This window comes from Methylovorus glucosotrophus (assembly GCF_009858335.1).
Taxonomy (GTDB): Bacteria; Pseudomonadota; Gammaproteobacteria; order Burkholderiales; family Methylophilaceae; genus Methylovorus; species Methylovorus glucosotrophus.
The window spans coordinates 1,408,527-1,421,638 of sequence record NZ_VMSE01000001.1 but is presented as its reverse complement, the minus strand read 5'-3'; the positions used below and the strand labels follow the sequence as shown (position 1 = coordinate 1,421,638).

Below are 13,112 nucleotides of genomic sequence, written 5' to 3'. Positions count from 1 at the left end.
TATGTTACAGATTGATCGTCTGCGCCAATGCCTGCTCAACATCGGCAATGAGGTCATCCACATCTTCAAGCCCGACATAAAAGCGCACCAGGCCGCCGCTATGCGGATACCGGTCACGCACATCATAAGGGATCGCCAGACTCACCGCCCCGCCCCAGCTGTAGCCAATATGGAATAGCGCCAGGGCTTCAACAAAACGATCAATGCAGGCCTGCGCAATATCGGGCTCGAACAAGACAGAAAACAGACTGGCAGCGGCAGTGAAGTCACGCTGCCAGATGGCATGCCCAGGACAACTGGGCAAGGCCGGGTGCAAGACACGCGCAATACCCGGTTGCGATGACAGCCATTCAGCGAGCTTGCGGGCCGCGATATCCTGCGCCAGATAGCGCAGGCGATAATGGGGCAGACTGCGCAACACCAGCTGGCAATCCTCTGGGCTCACCCCCAGCCCCAGCTGCATATGGGTTTTCAGCAATTGCTCATGCAGCGCATCGTCGTCGGTACTGACGCTGCCCATCATCACATCACTGCCGCCGGACTGGTATTTGGTCAGCGCCTGCATGGCTATATCGGCGCCCAGGGCAAACACATTCTGGGCTATGCCGGCAGACCACGTAGCATCGGCTGCCACGAGAACGCCTCGTGCGTGAGCAAGCTCAGCCAATTGCCTCAGATCAGCCACTTCCATGGTCACCGACCCTGGCGTTTCCACCCAGAGCAGGCGTGTGTTGGCAGTAAAAGGCACAGCCTCTGGTTGCAAGGGATCATAAAAATCGACCTCAATGCCAAAACGCACCGCCAGCATGCGCGCCAGGTCGACCCCTGGCTGATAGGCATTGCGCGGCAACAGCACGCGCTCGCCACTTTTCAGCAATGCCAGAAAAATCAGGCTGACAGCAGCCAAACCGGAAGGCAGCAGCAATGCATGCTGCACGCCATCAATCAAAGCAAGTTTATTCTCCAGCCGCCGCGTCGTAGGCGTACCAAGCAAGCCATAGCTGTATTGGGTTTTGCTGCGCCAATCCCGCTCGCGCATGCTTTTGACATCCGGAAAGACCACGGTAGACGCTCGTTCCATACTACCGACCAGGCTGGAAAACACCGCTCCGCGGGTGCCGGCCAAGTCCTCAGGCTGCACTAATTCCGTCCAGCGGGAATGCTTTTTTGTCATTCAGACACTCATGATTAAAGACGCTAAGCGGGCAAGTTTACCCCAATCATTTTGATCAGCCATAAAAAAAGGCCGCCCGCAGGCAGCCTTTTTCATTCAGTGCGATGACGAGAAATTAAGCTTCGCCAGTCACTGACACGGTGATTTCAACAACCACATCGTGGTGCAGCGCGATGCTGACAGAGTGATCACCGATGGTCTTCAGAGGACCGTTAGGCATACGTACTTCAGCCTTGGCCACTTGCACACCCTTGGCAGTCAGCGCTTCAGCGATGTCGCCATTGGTAACGGAACCAAACAGACGGCCATCAACGCCAGCCTTCTGGCTCACAGCCAATACGTACTCAACCAGTGCTTCAGCACGTTTCTGAGCAGCAACCAGCAGTTCAGCCTGTTGCTTTTCCAGTTCAGCGCGGCGAGCAGCGAATTCAGCCTTGTTGGCTTCAGTAGCGCGCTTTGCCTTGCCTTGAGGAATCAGGAAGTTACGGCCGTAACCGTCTTTTACCTTAACGATGTCACCGAGGTTACCCAGGTTAACGACTTTTTCCAACAGAATAACTTGCATGACGTATCCCCTTAGTGCTTATCGGTGTATGGCAGCAGCGCCAGGAAACGGGCGCGCTTGACGGCGGTGGTCAGCTGACGCTGATAACGGGCCTTGGTGCCGGTAATGCGTGCAGGGATGATCTTGCCGTTTTCGTTGATGAAATCTTTCAGCAGATCTACATCCTTGTAGTCTACTTCTTTAATGCCCTCTGCCGAGAAACGGCAGTAGCGGCGGCGTTTGAACATATCACGTGCCATGATGAACCTCTTTCTAAATTCAGATTATCTCTAATGTAGTAATGTGCAATACCAGTTGCGTGCTTTTCATGCTGCGCTTGGCGAGGAATCCGGCCGCACGGGCCCTGGTTCCTTCCTTGAGGTGCTTGTGCTGCTCTGCGATGGAGCCCATCGCAATTACCGGCACTGCACACTCGACTCTGCGCTGCATGCCTGCCTCGGTTTTTTCCGAGATATGCTGCAGGGTAAAACTCAACAACGGTATTCCTGCTGGCGTGTAACGAAGTTCTGCAATCTGCACCACTTCGCCCGCGATGACTAACTGATTAGCCTCCAGCGTGGTAGAACTCAATTAAGCAGCAGCTTCCTCAGCAGGAGCGGCTTCATCCTTGCCCAGCAATGACTTGGATTTTTCTTCCTTCATCATGGGGGATGGAGCAACAACAGCTTCTTTGGTCGCAATGGTCAGATGACGCAGAACGGCGTCATTGAACTTGAATGCATGCTCAAGCTCTTCCAGCACGGTTTGATTGCATTCGATATTCATCAGCACGTAGTGTGCCTTGTGAATTTTCTGGATAGGGTAAGCCAGTTGACGACGGCCCCAGTCTTCCAGACGGTGGATAGCGCCGCCGTTGGAAGTTACCAGGGTACGGTAACGCTCGATCATGGCTGGCACTTGTTCGCTCTGGTCCGGATGGACGATGAACACTACTTCATAATGTCGCATAAACACTCCTTTTGGGTTAGCAGCCTCCCGTTTGCGACAACGGTAAGGCAAGGTGGAAAGCCCGCGATTATAGCGGGTATCCATCCCCAAGACAATGTTTTTGCGGCTTTATTACTCGGAGTGAGGTATCACCACGGCATTATCCGGTATTGCGCAGCCCGGCGGCAATGCCATTGATAGTGAGATGTATCGCCAGCTTGACCCGATCATTGGTCGCGCCCTGGCGGTACTGCCGGATCAGCTCAACCTGCAGGTGATTGAGCGGATCCAGGTACGGCAGGCGATTCTGAATGGAATTGGCCAGCGCCGGATTGCTGCTCAGGCGCTCCGTGCTGTTCAGCAGCAGATTAAGCGCTTCTGTCGTCAGCTGATATTCATGCTCAATGGCGGCAAAAATGCCTTCACGCAGCTTCTTGTCCGGCACCAGCATGGAGTAACGCTGCGCCACGGCAAGATCGGTCTTGGCCAGTACCATGTCCACATTGGAAATCAGGCTGCGGAACAGTGGCCATTGTTCCAGCATGTCATGCAGTGTTTTGAGACGTGTCGGCTGCAATTTATCTTCAATGAACAAATACTCATGAATGGCGCTGCCTACGCCAAACCAGCCTGGCAGCAGCAAACGGCATTGCCCCCAGGAAAATCCCCAGGGGATGGCGCGCAGATCTTCAATGCGCTGGGTAGCCTTGCGCGAGGCAGGACGGCTGCCGATATTCAGTTCGGCGATTTCCGAGATAGGCGTGGCATTAAAGAAATACTCGGCAAACCCGGCTGTTTCATACACCAGGGTACGGTATGCGGTCATGGCCGTGGCTGACAACTCCTCCATGATGATCTCGAAGGAGCGCCGCTTTTTTGCCAGCAAAGGGTCAGGTGGAAACAGCGAACCATCAATAGTGGCCGCCACCAGCGTTTCCAGATGCTGGCGGCCGACCCGGGGCTCGGAGTATTTGTTGGCGATGATTTCGCCCTGCTCGGTCAGGCGTATCTGACCATCGACCGTGCCTTGTGGCTGCGCCATGATGGCCTGATAGGTCGGGCCGCCGCCACGCCCCACCGTGCCGCCACGACCGTGGAATAGCCGCAGGCGGATATTGGCCTGGCGGAATAACTCCACCAGCGAAATTTCGGCCTTGTACAGCTCCCAGTTGGAGGTAATGAAGCCCCCGTCCTTATTACTGTCCGAATAGCCCAGCATGATTTCCTGCTCATTGCCCTGATACCGCAGCAGATGGCGGATACCCAGCAGGCTCAGCCATTGCCCCATGATCATGGGCGCATGCCGCAAGTCGGCAATGGTTTCAAACAGCGGGACGATATTTAGGTCCATCTGTACCTTGGCCGAGCCCCATACCCCGCGCAACATGCCGGTTTCTTTCTGCAGCAGAGCTACTTCGAGCAGGTCAGACAAGGTCTCGGTATGGGAAATGATGTACTGGCGTATGGCGCGCTTGCCGTATCCAGCGCGTATGCCGCGGGCTTTTTGCAGCACCTCCATTTCAGACTGCACCAGCTCCGAATACTGCTGAAACGGCGAAAACAGCAAGCGTGGCTGCTTGAGCTCTTCCAGCAGCACTTCCACTTTTTCATCCTCATCCAGCGTGGCGTAGTTGAAGTCCTGCCCAGCCTTGAGAAAAAGCTCCTTGATCACCAACTCATGTACATCAGAGCTTTGCCGCAAATCCACTGTAGCCAGATGAAACCCGAAAGTCTCAATGGCCTTGATCAGCTTGCCTAGCCGTGGGTAGATCAGCGCCTCGCCCTGCTGGCTTTGCAGCGACTCTGCAATCACATTCATATCGGCCAACAGAGCCTCGGCACTGGTATATGGGATGGCGCTGATCTCGCGCCGCACATCGCCACGCTCGTTCACCAGCAGCTTGGCCGTTTGGGCCAGGCGGGCGTGTATGCCATTGAGCGCCAGTCGATAGGTTTCATCCTGCCTGTGCAGGGATTGCTCTCCGGATGCCTCCGCCAATTTGCCCAGCGCCGGCGTCACACCCACCAGGCGCGTGGACAGTGAAAGCTCCGAGCGCAAGGCCTCCACCTGTTCCAGATAATAGGCAAATGCCGTAGCCGACTGCTGAATAATGGCCTGCTCCAGCGTAGCGCCATTGACGAAGGGATTGCCATCGCGATCGCCGCCTATCCAGCTGCCCATCTGCAAAAACGATGGCAGCTTGTATTCCGGACTCAGCTTATCGGCAAACACATGGCGCAGGTCGTTTTCAAAATCCTGCATCAGCTCGGGAATCACCTGCAGGAAGGTCATGCGGTAATAGCTCAGCGCATTTTCGATTTCATTGGCCACCGTGAGCTTGCTGAAGCGCAGGATACGGGTCTGCCACAAGGTCGTAATCGCGCCCACGATCATGCGCTCGTTGCGCTCGGCTTCGCGGATGGACACCACATTGCTCTTTTCAACCAGCAACAGGGAAAGCGCCCGCTCGGTATCGAGGATGCTTTTGCGCTGCACCTCAGTTGGGTGTGCGGTTAACACAGGCGAAATCAGTGCATTGGCAAAAAAGTCGCCAATTTCTGCAGCGTCCAGATCACTGGCCGCCAACTTCTGTAGTGAATGCGTCAGCATGCCGGGCACGGCCTGATCTTCCACCAGACGACTTTGCTGATGCGCATGCAGATCTTCGGCGATATTGACCAGATGCTTGAAGTAACTGAAAGCCCGTATGACGGGTATCGCCTGCTCTACTGTCAGTGTTTTGAGCAGCTTTTCCAGGCTCTTGGCTGCCTTGGTATTGCCATGCCGATGAAAGTTGACCGCCGCTGTTCGTATTGCCTCAATGCGGTCGAACGTCTCTTCGCCCTCTTTGCTCTTAATCACCTCACCCAGCACTCGGCCGAGGTAGCGTATGTTTTCGCGCAACAGCTTTTCGTTATGGCTATAAATCCGGCTTGTCATTCCATGCTCCCCAATAACCATCAACACTTTATTCATGCCTTTTTGTAGCTTACCCTGATGAAGCAATAAACGATCCAAATCAGCCAGCGCGAGCAGTCTCGTCTAATTGCAACAGAATTCCCTCTATAATAAAACCACGCCCACCTGTAACGGAGATCCCCGTTTGAGCCCGACTTCTATTCAAATCACCGCCGCCATCATTTTTGGCATTGCCCTGCTTCACACCTTTAGCGCCAAATTCTTTGAGAGTCTGGCCCATCGCAACCCGCGACATGCCGGGTTACTGCATTTATTGGGCGAAGTAGAGGTCGTCTTCGGTTTCTGGGCTTTTATATTGATTGGATTGATGGCAGTGATGACAGGCGGCGAGCAAGCCATTGAGTACGCCGAATCCCGGCATTACACCGAGCCACTGTTTGTTTTTGTCGTCATGGTGGTGGCGGCATCCAAACCTATCTTGCAAGCCGTACAGCAAATCATTGCCGTGATCGCGCGGCTATTGCCCATCAATACTGCCGTGGCCCAGGCCTGGCTTTGCCTGGCCGTTGTGCCGCTGGTGGGTTCATTCATCACCGAGCCTGCCGCCATGACACTGGCAGCACTGATGCTGGCACCGCAGGTGTTTCGCCATGGCATCCCCGAGTGGTTGAAATATGCCGCCCTGGGTGTGCTGTTCGTGAATATCTCGATTGGCGGCACGCTGACATCGTTTGCTGCCCCGCCGGTGCTGATGGTCGCCGCCACCTGGCAGTGGGATAGCGCTTTCATGCTGGCCCATTTTGGGTGGAAAGCAGCCATAGCCGTGCTATTCAATGCCACCATCATCACCATCATGCTGCGCAAGCACCTCCGCCAGGCACCTGCCGGAAAAACCAGCCCAGGCCAGAAAACGCCATTGCTGGTATCGGGCATCCACTTCCTGTTTCTGGCGGGCGTGGTCATGTTCGCACATCACCCGGTCATTTTCATGGGCCTGTTCCTGCTGTTCCTGGGCTTTACCCAGGCCTATGAACGCTATCAAAACCCGTTGATCCTGAAAGAAGGCCTGCTGGTCGGCTTTTTCCTGGCGGGCCTGGTCGTGCTGGGCGGCATGCAGCAATGGTGGTTGCAACCTATCGTGGCAAGCCTTGAGCCTGTCGCGCTGTTCTTTGGCGCCGTAGCATTGACGGCCGTCACCGATAACGCCGCCCTCACTTATCTGGGATCTCTGATCATGGGCATTTCAGACGAATCAAAATACATGCTGGTCGCCGGGGCTGTTGCGGGTGGCGGGCTCACCGTGATTGCCAATGCCCCCAACCCGGCGGGCGTCGCCTTGCTGAAAAATGGCTTTCAGGATGCCTCAATAGGCGCAGGGCAATTATTACTCGGCGCCTTGCCCCCTACCCTGGTGGCGATTGTGTGCTTCTTCATGCTCTAAACGAGTGCAAAACGGCCATGATCGGTGCGTTTTTTTGGCCATTGCTGCCCAGCTTGCCCTATGGCGGACGGGTCAGTATGATGATTTGCCACTCCCCGGTTGGTCAGGAAAACGGCTGTTGGCATCCCTGTATTGATTACAATGAAAGTCGCTCGATTGCGTATTCTTTTTGTTAGCTCAGAAGCTCATCCCCTCATCAAAACTGGTGGTCTGGCCGATGTCAGCGGCTCTCTCCCTGCGGCATTGCGGGACCAGGGCGAAGATGTCCGGTTACTGATTCCTGGCTACCCGTCGGTCATGAAAAAACTGCAGGACCAGGCGAAAGTACTGGAACTGCAAGACCTGCCATACGTCGGCCGTGCCAGCCTGGTGCTGGGGAAAATGCCCGACACCGGCGTTGAGGTGCTCGCCATTGACTGTCCCAGCTTGTATCAACGCGCAGGCAACCCCTATCTGGATACCACAGGACGCGACTGGGAAGATAATCCGGTGCGTTTCGGCGTACTGTCCATGATCGCAGCGCGGCTCGGCTGTAGCGACAGCCCCCTGCAAGACTGGATTCCCGACATCGTGCAATGCAACGACTGGCAAACCGGCTTAACTCCCGCTTACATGCAATTTCATATCCGTTACCAGCCCGATGTGCGCCGGGCACGCTGCGTATTCGGCATCCACAATCTGGCCTTTCAAGGCTGCTTTGGTCAGGAATGGGTAGCACGACTAGGCTTGCCAGCGGACAGTTATCAGATGCAGGGGCTGGAATATTACGGGCAGATGTCTTTCCTCAAAGCGGGTGTGTTCTACGCCGATGCGCTGGTGACAGTGAGCCCGACTTACGCCCGGGAAATCCAGACGCCGGAATTCGGCTTCGGCATGCAGGGCTTGCTGGCAGAGCGTGGCAGCGAAATACGCGGAATACTGAATGGCATTGATGTCGACGAATGGAACCCGGCTGCCGACGTCCATCTGGCCCAAGCCTATAATGAAAACACGCTGCCAAAGAAACAGGCGGTCAAGCTGGCGTTGCAACAGCAGCAAGGCCTGCAACCAGCAGCCCAGCGACCATTGCTTGGGGTGGTCAGCCGCCTCACCCATCAAAAAGGGCTGGACATGCTGCTCCCGATTGCGGATGCGCTGATTACGGAGCAGCAATGCCAGCTGGTGCTGCTGGGCGGCGGAGAGGCTGCACTGGAGCAAGGTTTTCGTGCGCTTGCGCAGCGTCACCCAGGCTCGGTCAGCGTGAGCATTGGGTATAACGAAGCCCTGTCGCACCAGATCATGGCAGGCGCGGATATTTTCGTCATGCCATCGCGCTTTGAGCCATGTGGCCTGAATCAGATGTATGGCATGCGCTATGGCACCCCGCCAGTGGTCAATCGTACCGGTGGCCTGGCCGACTCCATCATCGATACCGCCCCAGCGAGCCTGCAAGCGCAAACCGCGACCGGCTTTGTGATGGATGCTGCCGACACCACGGAGCTTTACAACACGCTGCGACGCTCGATCAACTACTTTCATGACCAGGCCACCTGGCAGAAAATTCAACAGAACGGCATGCGCAGGGAGCTAGGCTGGAAGCAAAGCGCGAAAGAATATATTAATGTCTATCAGAGCATTAGATAACACTGCTGACCTAATACCTTAAAATGAAAAAGCCTGATCAACTGCATCAGGCTTTTTCATTTGGATGTCATATTAATTACTTATAGTACAGCTGAGCTTCAGTTTCAAAAGCCCACTCAAATGTTAACCACCGATGGCATGCAACATGCTTGGTGTTGAGTGAGCTTCTTCCAAAGCTTGACTTCTCCTCACTTAAAGGGTGCCTCCGGGCACCCTATTTTTTTGCTGTTAAGCTTGATAACGATCAATCCAGCTTGAGGAAATGCTCGCGGTAGTATTTCAACTCTTCAATCGATTCATAGATATCCGCCAGCGCCTCGTGCTTGCTGGCCTTCTTGAAACCGCCGTGAATACTGGGTTTCCAGCGACGTGCCAATTCCTTGAACACGCTCACATCCAGATTGCGGTAGTGAAAATAGGATTCCAGCTCCGGCATATAACGCGCCATGAATCGTCTATCCTGACAGATGGAGTTGCCACACATAGGCGACTTTCCTGCAGGCACAAACTGTTTCAAAAACTCAATCATCTGTTGGGAAGCAGACACTTCATCCAGCGTCGATGCCTTGACCTTGTCAATCAGACCCGATTTTCCGTGCGTGCCCTTGTTCCAGGCGTCCATGCCATCCAGCACGGCATCGGACTGGTGCACGACCAGCACGGGCGATTCCCCGAGTATATTCAAATCGGCGTCGGTAACGACGGCCGCCAGCTCGAGAATGCGGTCGCTATCCGGCAGCAGGCCGCTCATTTCCATATCCAGCCAGATGAGGTTATTTTGATCTTGTGACATAATGATTTCCATTAAAATAGGCTAATGCAGCGCGCTTTGGTGAACCTTCGCCGTAACGATGCTTCATACGGCAGTACCTTATAAGTTTAACTGAAAAACCCCGACATTATGGCCTCGACACTTACTCTCCTCTTCACCGCCCTGTTGATTCTGACCACTGCCATCAAGCTCTGGCTGGGTCGACGGCATATACGTCACATCGTGGCGCATCGCATTGCCGTGCCTGCAGCCTTCAGCCAAACCATCAGTATTGAAGCGCACCAGAAGGCCGCCGACTACTCCGCGGCCAAAACCCGGCTGATGCTGAGCGAAAGCGTGGCACAGGCCATCTTGCTCGCTGCGTTAACCTTGGGTGGTGGCCTGGAACTGATAGACAGCCTGTGGCGCGATGCCTTGGCCAATCATGAAATTCTACGCGGCGCTGCTGTCATTTTGTCTGCCATGATCGTCAGCAGCCTGGTAGAGTTGCCATTTGATTATTACAAGGCTTTTGTCGTCGATCAGCGCTTTGGCTTCAACAAAATGACCCCTGCCATGTTTTTTACCGACATGGTCAAGCATGCGTTCGTGGGCTTGCTGCTCGGTGCCCCGTTGCTGTTTGCCGCCCTCTGGCTGATGCAGGGTGCTGGGGATTACTGGTGGCTTTACCTGTGGATCGTCTGGAGTGTCTTCAATCTGGTGATGCTGGCGGTATACCCAACCTTTATCGCGCCCTTGTTTAACAAGTTCACACCCCTGGCTGATGCTTCACTGAAGTCACGCATTGAAACCCTGCTGACCAAATGTGGCTTCAAGTCGCAAGGCCTGTTCGTGATGGATGGCTCTACACGCAGCAGCCATGGCAATGCCTATTTCACCGGCTTTGGCTCCAGCAAGCGCGTGGTGTTTTTTGACACCCTGCTCGACCGGCTGGATGAAGACGAGATCGAAGCCGTGCTGGCGCACGAGCTTGGCCACTTCAAGCATCATCATGTGATCAAGCGTATTGCGCTCATGTTCTTCGTGACCTTTGTCGGCCTCGCCCTGCTGGGATGGCTCAAGCAACAGGCATGGTTCTATACCGGCCTGGGCGTAAGCGAGACCAGCGATTACATGGCCTTGCTACTGTTCCTGCTGGTAAGCCCGGTGTTCCTGTTCCTGCTGCGGCCGCTGATGGCCAGCTACTCACGTAAAAATGAGTTTGAAGCGGATGATTATGCAGCCAAGCATGCCGATGCACGCCACCTGATCGAAGCCCTGGTCAAGCTGTATCGAGACAACGCTTCTACCCTGACGCCTGATCCTTTGCACTCGGCGTTTTATGACTCACACCCACCGGCCAGCATCCGTATTGCCAAGCTGGCGGTGAAATAAGATCGGAGAGCTCGTCATGCGCACATCGTTCCTGCTTTTGCTCCTCAGCCTGACAATGAACGCGCATGCCGAGCCTTTTGCCGAAGGCGATGCTGCCATCGGCAAAACCATGGTGGAGAAAAACTGCATACAGTGCCATGCGAGCAAATACGGTGGCGATGGCTCTGCCATCTATACCCGTGAACATCGCCTGGTGAAAACCTCCCGTGGCTTACTGGCGCAGATCCGCAATTGCAACACCATGCTAGGCATGAAATGGTTTGAGGATGAAGAGCTGCATGTGGCCCGCTACCTGAATCAGACCTACTATAAATTCGATAAATAACCCGCGGGACAGGTATCATGCCTGATCACCACTGACAGAAATGTGCCTTTGAAAAATCAGGAACTGCAACACGGCCTCGTCATTGCCGCCTATGGCAAGCGCTATGGCGTGGAGTTAGACGATGGTCGCGAAATCAGCTGCGTCACCCGCGGCAAAAAAACCGACCTGGCCTGTGGTGACCGCGTCAATATCAAGCTCACCGACACGGCCGAGGGCGTGATCGAAAGCAATCATCCTCGCACCAGCCTGCTCTATCGCAGCAATGCCTTCCGCAGCAAACTGCTGGCCGCCAATGTCACCCAGATTATTATCGTGCTGGCTACCACGCCCAGCTTTTACGAAGAGTTACTCAACCGTTGCCTGCTGGCAGCGGAAGCCGCGGGCATTGAAGTTGTAATTGTGCTCAACAAATGCGACCTGGGTGACAAGCAGGAAGCCATGGCCAAGCTGCAGCGCTATGAGGCCTTGGGTTATCGCGTAGTGCATATGTCCGCACATGAGGATATCAGCCCCTTGCGACCTTTATTGCAAGGTCACACCAGCGTACTGGTCGGCCAATCCGGCATGGGGAAATCAACTATCGTCAACGCCCTGCTGCCAGGCCAGCAGGTGCGCACGCAGGAAGTCTCGCAAGTGCTGGATAGTGGCAAACACACGACTACCGCTGCCCATCTTTACCATCTGGATGCCGATAGCCATTTGATCGACTCCCCCGGCCTGCAGGAATTTGGCCTGCACCATCTCGATATTGAAGCCCTGGAGCGGGCATTCATTGAATTCCGGCCCTATCTCGGCAAATGCCGGTTCAATAATTGCCGCCACCTGCAGGAACCAGATTGCGCGCTGAGAGAGGCGGCAGAGCGGCATGAAATTCATCCCGAGCGCCTGCAGTATTACCAATCCATGGCCCAGGAGCTGTTGCGCTAACAGTTTTTCTGGCGGGCTGCTGAGATGGACAGACAACAGCAAGCTGAGTAACGGGTGGGAACAGCAATCCCCCTCACCTATCCCAGCCGATGACAACTCTTACTCATTCAGACTGGAGTCGTGCTTATGACCACTGCCATGATCAGCCATCCGGACAGCCTGTTGCATGTGATGGATGGCAAACACCCGGAATCCCCCGCCCGCATCACGGCCATCCATGAAGCACTCGCGGCCAGCGGTCTGATCAAGCAACTCAGCTTGTATGAGGCCCCTGCCGCCACGGATACGCAACTGGCCCGCGTCCATAGCGCGGGTTATATTGCCCGCATACGCCAGCTTTCACCCCCAGCCGGATTGGTGCGGCTGGATGCCGACACGGCCATGGGGCCGATGACCCTGTCAGCCTGCCTGCACGCCAGTGGAGCCGCGATACTTGGAGTAGACCTGGTCATGTCAGGCAAAGCGCAGCGCGCCTTCTGCTGCACCCGTCCGCCTGGACATCACGCCGGGCGCAGCAATGCCGCAGGCTTTTGCATCTTCAACCATGTGGCCGTCGCCACGGCGCATGCCCTGAGTCAGCACAAGCTGGACCGTGTGGCTATCCTGGATTTCGATGTCCACCATGGTGATGGCACCGAAGACATTTTTCGCGACAATGCGCATGTCATACTGTGCTCCACGTTTCAGCATCCCTTTTACCCGCATCGCGGCGCTGATACGCGCAGCGCCAACATGATCAATGTCCCGCTGCCTGCCGGCACCAGCGGTCCAGCCTTCCGGGAAGTCGTGGAAAGGGAAATTGCGCCGGCGCTTGCCCGTTTCAAACCACAATTAATCATGATCTCCGCCGGATTTGATGCGCATCGGGATGACCCGCTGGCGGGATTGAAACTGGAGGCCGAGGATTACAGCTGGATAACGGCCTTTGCCAGAAAGATAGCCGATCAGCATGCGCAAGGGCGTATCGTCTCGGTGCTGGAAGGTGGCTATGCGCTGCCCGCGCTAGCAGAGAGCGCCGTCGCGCATGTGCGAGGCCTGCTCTGAATAGGGGCAAGATATTCTGG

At 55.3% G+C, this 13,112-nt stretch carries 13 protein-coding genes; 6 read left to right on the top strand and 7 right to left on the bottom strand.

Translation table 11 applies throughout. From position 1 onward, the window contains the following. Window positions 1–4: 4 nt before the first annotated feature. The 6 genes from FNL37_RS06660 to ppc all read right to left on the bottom strand — a co-directional run bounded on the left by FNL37_RS06660 (window position 5) and on the right by ppc (window position 5,628). Window positions 5–1,174: a cystathionine beta-lyase gene (locus tag FNL37_RS06660; RefSeq protein WP_159355589.1), complete on the bottom strand. Its 1,170-nt coding sequence runs from the start codon at window positions 1,172–1,174 to the stop codon at window positions 5–7. A gap of 115 nt (window positions 1,175–1,289) precedes the next feature. Further along, on the bottom strand, window positions 1,290–1,739 hold the full coding sequence (gene rplI, locus FNL37_RS06655) for a 50S ribosomal protein L9 (protein ID WP_013442286.1): 450 nt from the start codon (window positions 1,737–1,739) through the stop codon (window positions 1,290–1,292). Between the two features lie 11 nt (window positions 1,740–1,750). Then, complete coding sequence (gene rpsR, locus FNL37_RS06650) at window positions 1,751–1,978, bottom strand: 30S ribosomal protein S18 (protein ID WP_013442287.1); 228 nt, start codon at window positions 1,976–1,978, stop codon at window positions 1,751–1,753. Window positions 1,979–1,997: 19 nt separating this feature from the next. Next, the gene (priB, locus tag FNL37_RS06645; protein ID WP_159355588.1) at window positions 1,998–2,309 is read right to left on the bottom strand and encodes a primosomal replication protein N; all 312 of its coding nucleotides are present in this window, start codon (window positions 2,307–2,309) and stop codon (window positions 1,998–2,000) included. Beyond that, window positions 2,310–2,687: a 30S ribosomal protein S6 gene (gene rpsF, locus FNL37_RS06640; protein WP_013442289.1), complete on the bottom strand. Its 378-nt coding sequence runs from the start codon at window positions 2,685–2,687 to the stop codon at window positions 2,310–2,312. It abuts the gene before it with no gap. 139 nt (window positions 2,688–2,826) lie between these two features. Further along, window positions 2,827–5,628 (bottom strand): phosphoenolpyruvate carboxylase, encoded by a 2,802-nt coding sequence (ppc, locus tag FNL37_RS06635; protein WP_159356168.1) that lies wholly within the window; start codon window positions 5,626–5,628, stop codon window positions 2,827–2,829. A gap of 142 nt (window positions 5,629–5,770) precedes the next feature. On the opposite strand from ppc, the gene FNL37_RS06630 reads away from it, so the two are divergent. Together FNL37_RS06630 and glgA are read left to right on the top strand one after the other, a co-directional pair. Further along, a complete protein-coding gene (locus FNL37_RS06630) occupies window positions 5,771–7,027 on the top strand; it encodes a putative Na+/H+ antiporter (RefSeq protein ID WP_159355587.1) in 1,257 nt (418 codons plus the stop codon). A gap of 141 nt (window positions 7,028–7,168) precedes the next feature. Beyond that, window positions 7,169–8,650: a glycogen synthase GlgA gene (gene glgA, locus FNL37_RS06625; protein ID WP_159355586.1), complete on the top strand. Its 1,482-nt coding sequence runs from the start codon at window positions 7,169–7,171 to the stop codon at window positions 8,648–8,650. A 244-nt stretch (window positions 8,651–8,894) separates the two neighbouring features. Here the strand turns inward: glgA and orn are convergent, their stop codons facing one another. Next, window positions 8,895–9,443: an oligoribonuclease gene (gene orn, locus FNL37_RS06620; protein WP_013442294.1), complete on the bottom strand. Its 549-nt coding sequence runs from the start codon at window positions 9,441–9,443 to the stop codon at window positions 8,895–8,897. A gap of 108 nt (window positions 9,444–9,551) precedes the next feature. On the opposite strand from orn, the gene FNL37_RS06615 reads away from it, so the two are divergent. The 4 genes from FNL37_RS06615 (at window position 9,552) to FNL37_RS06600 (ending at window position 13,092) form a co-directional block, all read left to right on the top strand. Continuing rightward, entirely contained in the window at window positions 9,552–10,796 is a 1,245-nt protein-coding gene (locus FNL37_RS06615) for a M48 family metallopeptidase (protein ID WP_159355585.1), read from the top strand. A gap of 16 nt (window positions 10,797–10,812) precedes the next feature. Next, on the top strand, window positions 10,813–11,121 hold the full coding sequence (locus FNL37_RS06610; RefSeq protein ID WP_159355584.1) for a cytochrome c: 309 nt from the start codon (window positions 10,813–10,815) through the stop codon (window positions 11,119–11,121). Between the two features lie 48 nt (window positions 11,122–11,169). After that, window positions 11,170–12,048, top strand: coding sequence for a ribosome small subunit-dependent GTPase A (gene rsgA / locus FNL37_RS06605; RefSeq protein ID WP_244948221.1), 879 nt, complete (start codon window positions 11,170–11,172; stop codon window positions 12,046–12,048). Between the two features lie 126 nt (window positions 12,049–12,174). Next, entirely contained in the window at window positions 12,175–13,092 is a 918-nt protein-coding gene (locus tag FNL37_RS06600; RefSeq protein ID WP_159355583.1) for a histone deacetylase family protein, read from the top strand. The last annotated feature ends 20 nt before the right edge of the window (window positions 13,093–13,112 follow it).

Bases quoted from the DNA above. Each gene is read 5' to 3' on its own strand.
- FNL37_RS06615 (WP_159355585.1), top strand. From the start codon at position 9,552: ATGGCCTCGACACTTACTCTCCTCTTCACCGCCCTGTTGATTCTGACC.
- FNL37_RS06600 (WP_159355583.1), top strand. From the start codon at position 12,175: ATGACCACTGCCATGATCAGCCATCCGGACAGCCTGTTGCATGTGATG.
- ppc (WP_159356168.1), bottom strand. From the start codon at position 5,628: ATGGTTATTGGGGAGCATGGAATGACAAGCCGGATTTATAGCCATAAC.
- rpsR (WP_013442287.1), bottom strand. From the start codon at position 1,978: ATGGCACGTGATATGTTCAAACGCCGCCGCTACTGCCGTTTCTCGGCA.
- FNL37_RS06660 (WP_159355589.1), bottom strand. From the start codon at position 1,174: ATGACAAAAAAGCATTCCCGCTGGACGGAATTAGTGCAGCCTGAGGAC.
- FNL37_RS06610 (WP_159355584.1), top strand. From the start codon at position 10,813: ATGCGCACATCGTTCCTGCTTTTGCTCCTCAGCCTGACAATGAACGCG.
- rplI (WP_013442286.1), bottom strand. From the start codon at position 1,739: ATGCAAGTTATTCTGTTGGAAAAAGTCGTTAACCTGGGTAACCTCGGT.
- glgA (WP_159355586.1), top strand. From the start codon at position 7,169: ATGAAAGTCGCTCGATTGCGTATTCTTTTTGTTAGCTCAGAAGCTCAT.
- orn (WP_013442294.1), bottom strand. From the start codon at position 9,443: ATGTCACAAGATCAAAATAACCTCATCTGGCTGGATATGGAAATGAGC.
- rpsF (WP_013442289.1), bottom strand. From the start codon at position 2,687: ATGCGACATTATGAAGTAGTGTTCATCGTCCATCCGGACCAGAGCGAA.